Source organism: Actinosynnema sp. NPDC023658, assembly GCF_040639995.1.
Taxonomy (GTDB): domain Bacteria; phylum Actinomycetota; class Actinomycetes; order Mycobacteriales; family Pseudonocardiaceae; genus Actinosynnema.
This window is the reverse complement of sequence record NZ_JBFAAX010000770.1, coordinates 1-2,687: the sequence shown is the minus strand read 5'-3', so window position 1 is coordinate 2,687 and position 2,687 is coordinate 1. Positions and strand designations below refer to the sequence as shown.

Annotated in this window: 4 protein-coding genes; all 4 read left to right on the top strand. The window is 73.2% G+C overall.

Annotated features, from left to right (window positions below):
* On the top strand, positions 1 to 628 hold a 628-nt coding region (locus AB0G02_RS34510; protein ID WP_360802893.1), incomplete at its 5' end, for a helix-turn-helix domain-containing protein.
* A gap of 54 nt (positions 629 to 682) precedes the next feature.
* Complete coding sequence (locus AB0G02_RS34505; protein WP_360802890.1) at positions 683 to 1,159, top strand: hypothetical protein; 477 nt, start codon at positions 683 to 685, stop codon at positions 1,157 to 1,159.
* Between the two features lie 34 nt (positions 1,160 to 1,193).
* Entirely contained in the window at positions 1,194 to 1,670 is a 477-nt protein-coding gene (locus tag AB0G02_RS34500) for a hypothetical protein (RefSeq protein ID WP_360802887.1), read from the top strand.
* Positions 1,671 to 1,884: 214 nt separating this feature from the next.
* Positions 1,885 to 2,687: serine/threonine-protein kinase (locus AB0G02_RS34495; RefSeq protein ID WP_360802884.1), on the top strand; the 803-nt coding region annotated here is incomplete at its 3' end.

Here is a 2,687-nt window from a genome sequence, read left to right as displayed (position 1 = left end):
GCTCGCCGTCGCGGCGGACCTGCCGCTGGACGCGGGCGTGGTCAACACGGCCGCGTCGCTGCTCACGGTCGCGCTGGCCCGGTCGGACGAGGTGGAGGAGGTGCGGCGGGAGCTGCGGGAGGCGCGGTTCCGGCTCGCGCTGGCCGGTGTCGGGGTGGAGGGGCTGCCCGAGGCGCCGTTCCGGGTCTTCGTGCTGCGCGAGCCCGCCGAGCCGACCGGGTTCTGGGCGGAGGTGGACGGCCGGGTGGTCGTGCTGGCCCGCGAGGTGGACGTGCCCGCCGCCGCGTCCGGCCCGGTGGACGCCACCGACGTGGCCCGCGGCTACCGGGAGGCGTTGCGGGCGCTGGAGGCGGGCGTGGAGGCGTTCGAGCAGGTGCCCGGCGCGGGGCTGCTGGCGGCGGACGCGGCGGAGTTCGCCGCCGCGCTGCTCGCGCCGCTGGACGACGTGCTGCGGGAGACGGTGCGGGTGTGGCTGGAGTGCCACGGGCAGGCCGACCCGGCGGCCACCCGACTGGGCGTGCACCGGCACACCGTGCGCAATCGGCTCAAGCGGGTGGAGCGGTTGCTCGGGCGTTCGCTGGAACCCGCAGGTGTGCGCGCGGAACTCTGGCTGGCGCTGCACGCCTGACCGTACGCTGGGCGCACACCGCCACGACCACTCCTTATGCACGAGGAGGACCCTTTGGCGCGTTCACGATTCCTGGCACACGCGGCGGCGGTAGCCACGCTGACCGCCGCCCTGCTCACCGCGGTGCTCACCAGTCCCGCCAGTGCTTGCGTCTGCTTCCCCGGGAACGAGGCGTTGCGCTACCAGCAGGCGACGTTCGTCTTCTCCGGGCACGTGGTCAGCGAGAAGGTGGAGCTGAACGACGGCTACAACGACGCCTACCGGTACACCGTCGTGGTCGACACCGAGTACAAGGGCGACGTCCCGCACGTGGTCTACGTCCTGACGCAGCGGAACAACTCGTGCGGCCTCAAGCTGACCGTGGGCGCCGACTACCTGGTGTTCTCGAAGGGCGACGTGGCCGACCGCAGGCTGGAGACCGAGCAGTGCAGCGGCACCCGGTCCGCGGCCGGCGGTCCGCCGGTGACCACGTCACCCGCCTCCGGCACCACCTTCCCGACCACCACGCCGTGCGCGACCGCCACGCCATGACGGCCGCGCCGCGCTCCGACCAGAGGGGGATCCGTTGAAGCGGTGGAGAGTCCTGGCCCACGTGGCCGGTGTGATCACGCTGACCGCCGGCCTGCTCACGGCCGTCTTCACCGGGCCGGCCAGCGCGTGCAGCTGCCAGCCCGGCACGGAGGCGGACCGCTTCCAGCGGGCGACCCACGTCTTCTCCGGCCTCGTGCTCAGCGAGACCGTGGAGGTGGGCGACCCGGCGGTGAGCTACGACGACCGGTACCGGTACGCCGTGGCCGTCGGCACCGAGTACAAGGGCGACGTGCCGCAGCAGGTCGACGTCCTGACCTACAGCATGGCTTCGCTGTGCGGGTTCCGGCTCGCCCGCGGCGTCGAGTACGTCGTGTTCGCCTTCGGTGACTCGTCCGACGGGCGGGTCGAGTCGACCTCGTGCAGCGGCACCCGGGCGGCCTCGGCCGGGCCGCCGGTGACGACCACCAGCACCACGACCACGCCCACGACGACCTGCACCACCGCGCCCTGACGTCTTCTGCCTGACCGTGCTCCGAAGATCACTCGATAGGGTGGTCTTCGGTGCATAGTCACCCTGTGCGGAACCCCGCAGATCTGCGGCGATCCGAGGTGGCCTTGTCGCGCCGGGCAGGTCGCGGAACGGCAACGGGGTGGCAGGTCGAGCCCCGGGGCCGGTAACTTCCGGCGTCCGGCCGACGTCGTCGACACAGCGGAGGTTCAACCGGATGTGGGACGGTGACCTGACCGGCGAGGTGGTCGACGGCAGGTACGCCCTGGGCAGCCTCTACGGCTCGGGGGGCATGGCGGAGGTGTACCGGGCGCTCGACACCCGGCTCGACCGGAAGGTCGCGATCAAGTTCTTCCTGGGCGAGGGCGGCGAGGACCGGATCCGGCTCGACCGCGAGGCGCAGGTGCTGGCCGCCATGCACTGCCCCGGCCTGGTCGAGGTCTACGGCACCGGCACCTTCCGCGGCCGGCCGTACTTCGTGATGCAGCCCGTCGACGGCGGCACGCTGCGCCGCCGGATGCGCGGCGCCATGTCACCCGAGGTCGTGGCCGTGATCGGGTCGCAGGTCGCCGGTGTGCTGGCCCACGTGCACTCCCACGACGTGGTGCACCGGGACGTGAAGCCGTCGAACATCCTGCTCGACACCACCGGGCGGCGCGCGTACCTGGCCGACTTCGGGCTGGCGTTGCAGGGCCAGGTGACCCGCGTGACCCGGTCGGGCGTGCTGGTCGGCACCGCCGGTTACCTCGCGCCCGAGCAGGTGCGGGGCGGCGACGTGCGGCCGTCCGCCGACGTCTACGCGCTGGGCCTGGTGCTGCTGGAGTGCCTGACCGGGCGACCCGAGTACCCCGGTGGCGACACGGAGGCGGCGCTGTCGCGGCTGCACCGGGAGCCGCGCGTCCCGGCCGACCTGCCCGGACCGTGGACCGACGTGCTGACCGCGATGACCGCCACGGACCCGACCAAGCGGCCATCCGCGGCGGAGTGCGAGCGCCTGCTCACGCGGGCGCAGCGGGCGAG